General features: G+C 69.7%; 4 protein-coding genes. 2 read left to right on the top strand and 2 right to left on the bottom strand.

The window, feature by feature from the left end:
- Positions 1 to 56: 56 nt before the first annotated feature.
- Positions 57 to 1,088, top strand: a complete 1,032-nt coding sequence (locus G5C65_RS29405) for an alanine racemase (protein WP_165302085.1) — start codon at positions 57 to 59, stop codon at positions 1,086 to 1,088.
- Positions 1,089 to 1,243: 155 nt separating this feature from the next.
- Here the strand turns inward: G5C65_RS29405 and G5C65_RS29400 are convergent, their stop codons facing one another.
- Positions 1,244 to 2,326: an inositol-3-phosphate synthase gene (locus tag G5C65_RS29400; RefSeq protein ID WP_165302084.1), complete on the bottom strand. Its 1,083-nt coding sequence runs from the start codon at positions 2,324 to 2,326 to the stop codon at positions 1,244 to 1,246.
- A 65-nt stretch (positions 2,327 to 2,391) separates the two neighbouring features.
- Positions 2,392 to 3,000, bottom strand: a complete 609-nt coding sequence (locus G5C65_RS29395) for a PadR family transcriptional regulator (protein ID WP_165302083.1) — start codon at positions 2,998 to 3,000, stop codon at positions 2,392 to 2,394.
- A 371-nt stretch (positions 3,001 to 3,371) separates the two neighbouring features.
- Between G5C65_RS29395 and G5C65_RS29390 the strand changes: the two genes are divergently transcribed.
- Entirely contained in the window at positions 3,372 to 6,095 is a 2,724-nt protein-coding gene (locus G5C65_RS29390) for a transglycosylase domain-containing protein (RefSeq protein WP_165302082.1), read from the top strand.
- The last annotated feature ends 8 nt before the right edge of the window (positions 6,096 to 6,103 follow it).

Below are 6,103 nucleotides of genomic sequence, written 5' to 3'. Positions count from 1 at the left end.
ACCCACCCCCCCGGAACGAGAAATACCCCCGGATCGAGAAAGGTGCCGTACCGGCCATGGCGCTCACCCTCTACGTCGACACCGATCGCTGGCGGGCGCACCAGCAGTCCGTGATACAGCAGTTCCCGGGCATCGTCCCGGTCTGCAAGGGCAACGGGTACGGCTTCGGCCACGAACGGCTCGCCGACGAGGCCACCCGCCAGGGCTCCGACATACTGGCCGTGGGCACGACATACGAGGCCGCCCGGATAAAGGACATGTTCGGCGGCGACCTGCTGGTGCTGACCCCGTTCCGCAAGGACGAGGAGCCGGTGCCGCTCCCGGACCGCGCCATCCGCTCGGTGTCCTCGGTCGAGGGTGTGGGCCTGATGCGCGGCGCCCGGGTCGTCGTCGAGGTCATGAGCAGCATGAAGCGGCACGGGGTGACCGAGCAGGACCTGCCCAAGCTGCACGCGGCGATCGACGAGGTGCGGCTGGAGGGCTTCGCGCTGCATCTGCCGCTGGACCGCGCCGACGGCTCGGACGCCGTGGACGAGGTGATCGGCTGGATGGACCGGCTGCGCGCCGCCCGGCTGCCGCTGGACACGCTGTTCGTCAGCCATCTGAAGGCGAACGAGTTCGCCACGCTGCGCCAGCAGTTCCCGCAGACCCTCTTCCGGCCGCGCATCGGCACCCAGCTGTGGCTGGGCGACCACGACGCGACGGAGTACCGGGGCGCGATCCTGGATGTGACGCGGGTGGCGAAGGGCGACCGCTTCGGCTACCGGCAGCAGAAGTCGGGCGGCGACGGCTGGCTGGTCGTCGTCGCGGGCGGCACCTCGCACGGGGTCGGGCTGGAGGCGCCGAAGGCGCTGCACGGCATGACCTCGCGGGCGAAGGGCGTCGCGCGGGCCGGTCTGGCGACCGTCAACCGCAATCTGGCGCCGTTCGTGTGGGCGGGCAAGCAGCGGTGGTTCGCGGAGCCGCCGCATATGCAGGTGTCGATCCTGTTCGTGCCCTCCGACGCGCCGGAGCCCAAGGTCGGGGAGGAGCTGACGGCGATTCTCCGGCACACCACGACCATGGTGGACCGCACGGTGGACCGCTGACCCTGCCGCGGGGAACTGCGCGACCAGCCGGGACGCACGCCGCACTCTGCACGGCACGGCCAGGGGCAGCCCCTGATCAGAGAAGAACCGAGAAGAGCCGAGAGGGGCCGAGGGAACGAACCCCTCGGCCCCTCTCGTCGGCTGAGCCTCAGCGGTCAGCGCTCGGTCTTGCCGTCGATGAAGTCCTGGACGTTCTGCCGGGCCTGGTCGTCGAAGTACTGGACCGGCGGGGACTTCATGAAGTAGCTGGAAGCGGAGAGGATCGGGCCGCCGATGCCGCGGTCCTTGGCGATCTTCGCGGCGCGCAGCGCGTCGATGATGACGCCCGCGGAGTTGGGGGAGTCCCAGACCTCCAGCTTGTACTCCAGGTTGAGCGGCACGTCGCCGAAGGCGCGGCCCTCCAGCCGGACGTAGGCCCACTTGCGGTCGTCCAGCCAGGCCACCCAGTCGGAGGGGCCGATGTGGACGTTGCCCTCGCCCAGGTCGCGGTCCGGGATCTGGGAGGTGACGGCCTGGGTCTTGGAGACCTTCTTGGACTCCAGCCGCTCCCGCTCCAGCATGTTCTTGAAGTCCATGTTGCCGCCGACGTTGAGCTGCATCGTGCGGTCCAGGACGACGCCGCGGTCCTCGAAGAGCTTGGCCAGGACGCGGTGCGTGATGGTGGCGCCGACCTGCGACTTGATGTCGTCGCCGACGATCGGGACGCCGGCCTCGGTGAACTTGTCGGCCCACTCCTTGGTCCCGGCGATGAACACCGGCAGCGCGTTGACGAAGGCGACGCCCGCGTCGATGGCGCACTGGGCGTAGAACTCCACGGCCTCCTGGGAGCCCACCGGCAGGTAGCAGACGAGCACGTCGGCGCGGGCGTCCTTGAGGGCCTGGACGACGTCGACCGGCTGCGCGTCGGACTCCTCGATGGTCTCGCGGTAGTACTTGCCCAGGCCGTCGTAGGTGTGGCCGCGCTGGACGCTGACGCCCGCCGGGGGGACGTCGCACAGCTTGATGGTGTTGTTCTCGCTGGCGCCGATGGCGTCCGCGAGGTCGAGGCCGACCTTCTTGCCGTCCACGTCGAACGCGGCGACGAACTCGACGTCGCGCACGTGGTACTCGCCGAACTGCACGTGCATCAGCCCCGGGACCTTGCCGCCGGGGTCGGCGTCCTTGTAGTACTCGACGCCCTGCACCAGCGAGGCGGCGCAGTTGCCCACGCCGGCGATGGCTACGCGAACCGAACCCATTGCGGTTGCTCCCTGTCAGTTCTCGATGCTGTGTGTGTTGGTGCGGTCCCGCTCGGGTCGGGGCCTCACGTGTCGGTGTCCTCGGGGCGCTGATCACGCTGATCACGCTGGTCACGCCCGGCACGCTCGCTCTCGATGAGTTCGTTCAGCCAGCGGACCTCGCGCTCCACGGACTCCATGCCGTGGCGCTGCAGCTCAAGGGTGTAGTCGTCCAGCCGTTCGCGGGTGCGGGCCAGGGAGGCGCGCATCTTCGCGAGCCGCTCCTCCAGCCGGCTGCGGCGGCCCTCCAGCACCCGCATCCGGACATCGCGCGAGGTCTGGCCGAAGAAGGCGAAGCGGATCCCGAAGTGCTCGTCCTCCCAGGCATCGGGGCCCGTCTGGGAGAGCAACTCCTCGAAGTGCTCCTTGCCTTCGGCCGTCAGCCGATAAACGATCTTCGCCCGGCGCCCGGCGAGCGGGGCCGCGGACGGCTCCTGGGGCCGGCCGGCCGCCTCCTCCACGATCCAGCCGCGTGCGACGAGACCCTTGAGGCAGGGATAGAGCGAGCCGTAGCTGAAGGCGCGGAAGACGCCGAGCGAGGTGTTGAGCCGCTTGCGCAACTCGTAGCCGTGCATCGGGGATTCGCGGAGCAGACCCAGGACGGCGAATTCGAGGATGCCGGAGCGCCTGCTCATGCTTCGCCACACCTCCGTCGTGCTGCCGCGGCGCCGTGCTGACGCGCCGATGTATCGAGTCGATACATCCCGACGATAGAACGTACCGCCGGAAGCGACAAGTGGGGATCCGGTGAGGGGACTCACATCGCTGATTCGCTGCCGGAGCTTTGGGTCGATTGAGGCGTATAGGAAGTAAGGAGGAGTTTGAAGCTGCGTAGTCTGTCGGCGTGCAGACCATCACTGGGAACCGTGCGGCGCGTGTGAGCGTCCTCGTCCTGGGTGCAGTGCGGCCGGAAGCCCGGAAGCGACCGGGCCGCACTCGGGGGGACCAGAAGTCAACTGCCACCTTCAGGCGCAAGGGCCGCCTGCCCGAGGAGTAGCTGTTCCACATGAGCGAGCACCGTCGAAAGCCGCCGCAGGGGCGCGGCCGACGCGCAGCGCAGCCACCGGCGTCGTCCGGCCACCGCGCGGCGGCCCCCCGCGGCGCCAGCCCAGGCTCGTCCGGCGGCCGAGCGGAGGCCCGGCGAGGAATGCGGGAGTCGGCGCCCCCGGGCGCGTCGGCACCGCCGGGCGCCCGGCGGGCGCGCGGTGGCGCCCACGGCCCGCCGGGCGGCTCCGGGGGCGGACCCGGCGGCGGGGGCAGGGCCGCGGCGCGCGGGCGCGCGCGGCAGGCCGCGCAGCGCAAGCGGTGGATCGACTACCCCCGCTCCGGCAAGCGGGGGCTGGGCCGCTGGATCCCGTCCTGGAAGCAGATGCTGGGCCTGGCCTTCGGCTTTCTGGCGCTGCTGGTCGGGATGGCGGGCATCGCGCTGGCGATGGTGGAGGTGCCCAACCCGAACGCCGCGGCGAAGGCCCAGAAGAACGTCTACTACTGGTCGAACGGCAAGCAGATGGTGGTCGCGGGCGAGGGCGACCACAACCGGCAGATCGTACCGCTGTCGGAGATCCCCAAGTCCATGCAGAACGCGGTCATTTCCGCGGAGAACGAGTCGTTCTACGACGACAGCGGTATCGACCCGATGGGCGTCGCGCGGGCCGTCGTCAAGATGGCGCAGGGCGGCGAGACGCAGTCCGGCTCGACGATCACCCAGCAGTACGTCAAGAACACCTACCTCGACCAGTCGCAGACGGTCTCCCGCAAGGTCAAGGAGCTGTTCATCTCGATCAAGGTGGGCGCGACCCAGGACAAGGACGACATCCTGGCCGGCTACCTGAACACCGCGTACTACGGGCGGGGCGCGTACGGCATCCAGGCGGCGGCCCAGGCGTACTTCCGCAAGGACTCCTCGGATCTGAGCGCCAGTGAGAGCGCGTTCCTGTCGGCCACGCTGAACGGCCCGAACCTCTACGACCCGGCGGGCGGCGTCGGCTCGGCGGCGACGGCGGAGAAGAACACCAAGCGGGCCGAGGCCCGCTGGGCCTGGACGCTCAAGCGCGAGGTCGAGACCGGCCGGATGTCGCAGAAGCAGCACGACAAGATCATCGCGGCGAAGTTCCCGCACCCCGAGCCGCCGAAGAAGGCGACGGAGCTGAAGGGGCAGACGGGCTACCTCGTCGATCTGGCCAACCGCTACATCATCAACAACCCCGACAGCGGGATCACCAAGCGCCAGCTCGACCAGGGCGGCTACCGGATCTACACCACCTTCGACCAGCGGAAGACCAAGGAGCTGAGCCGGGCCGTCGAGAAGGTGAAGAAGGCCAACATCGACCCGAAGAAGCGCAAGGTCGACAAGCACGTCCAGTTCGGCGGCGCCTCGGTGCGGCCGGGCGACGGCGCGATCGAGGCGATCTACGGCGGCGAGGACGCCACCACGCACTTCCGGGACAACGCGGACTACACGGGTGTCCAGGTCGGCTCCACCTTCAAGCCGTTCGTGATGGCGGCGGCGATGCGGGACGGGGTGCGCAATCCGGAGCTCGGGCCCAAGCAGAACCGGCAGCAGCGCAAGCAGGCGTCCCCGAAGAGCGTCTACAACAGCGACAACAAGATCAAGCTGCGCAACTACGACGGCACCGTCTGGCGCGACAAGGACGGGAAGGAGTGGCACCAGAAGAACGACGGCGGCGAGAGCCGCGGCATGATCTCCCTGCGCACGGCGATGCAGTTCTCGATGAACACGCCCTTCATCCAGCTCGGCATGGACGTCGGCACCGACATGGTCAAGCAGGCGGCGCTGGACTCGGGGCTCACCAAGAACCAGCTGGCCAAGACGACCCCGACGTTCTCGCTGGGCACCTCGGCGCCGAGCGCGATCCGGATGGCGAACGCGTACGGGACGTTCGCGAAGAGCGGCCAGCGCTCCGAGCCCTACTCGGTGACCAAGGTCGAGAAGAAGGGCAAGGTCGCCTTCCGCACCGAGAAGAAGCTCACCAACGCCTTCGACCCGGCGGTGGCCGACAACATCACCAGCATGCTGGAGACGGTCGTCAAGAAGGGCACCGGGACCCCGGCCAAGAAGCTGGGCCGCCCGGCGGCGGGCAAGACGGGTACGACGGACGACAACCGGTCGGCGTGGTTCACCGGCTACACCCCGCAGCTGTCCACGGCCATCGGCATGTGGCGGGTCGACGACCAGGCCAAGACGCAGAAGTTCCTGAAGATGTACGGCGTGGGCGGCCAGGACACCATTCACGGCGCGTCCTTCCCCGCGGAGATCTGGACGGAGTACATGCGCGGGGCGCTGAAGGGCGAGCGGGTGATGAAGTTCCCGAAGCCCGGCCCGATCGGCGAGACCGTCTTCGGCGACGGCGCCAGCCCGTCCACGACCCCGTCGGCGCCGACCAACACCCCCTCGGCGCCCGAGACGCCGGAGGACACCCCGGAGAAGACCACCAAGCCGCCCTCCGAGGAGCCGTCCGCGACCGAGAGCTCGGATAAGCCGGACAAGCCCGATAAGTCCGACAAGCCCGATGACTCCTGTCGGCCGACCGACCCGACCTGCAACAGCGGCAGTCCCGGGGGCCAGCCCGGCGGCCAGGACCCCGGCGGGCAGGACCCCGGCGGCGCCGACCAGGGCCAGCCGGGCGGCGACCAGGACGGCGGGACTCCGGACGGCGGGACTCCGGGCGACGACGGCTTCTGGGCGGGCCCGGACGGCCGCGGCGGGTAGCCCCTGAC

The sequence above is a fragment of the Streptomyces boncukensis genome, from assembly GCF_011045075.1.
GTDB classification, from domain to species: domain Bacteria; phylum Actinomycetota; class Actinomycetes; order Streptomycetales; family Streptomycetaceae; genus Streptomyces; species Streptomyces boncukensis.
Note: the sequence above shows the minus strand (reverse complement) of the source record. Positions and strands in the feature narration are given on the sequence as shown.

What these genes read in the sequence shown, in the direction of transcription:
- G5C65_RS29405 (WP_165302085.1), top strand. Translation starts at nt 57, where the DNA reads ATGGCGCTCACCCTCTACGTCGACACCGATCGCTGGCGGGCGCACCAG.
- G5C65_RS29400 (WP_165302084.1), bottom strand. Translation starts at nt 2,326, where the DNA reads ATGGGTTCGGTTCGCGTAGCCATCGCCGGCGTGGGCAACTGCGCCGCC.
- G5C65_RS29395 (WP_165302083.1), bottom strand. Translation starts at nt 3,000, where the DNA reads ATGAGCAGGCGCTCCGGCATCCTCGAATTCGCCGTCCTGGGTCTGCTC.
- G5C65_RS29390 (WP_165302082.1), top strand. Translation starts at nt 3,372, where the DNA reads ATGAGCGAGCACCGTCGAAAGCCGCCGCAGGGGCGCGGCCGACGCGCA.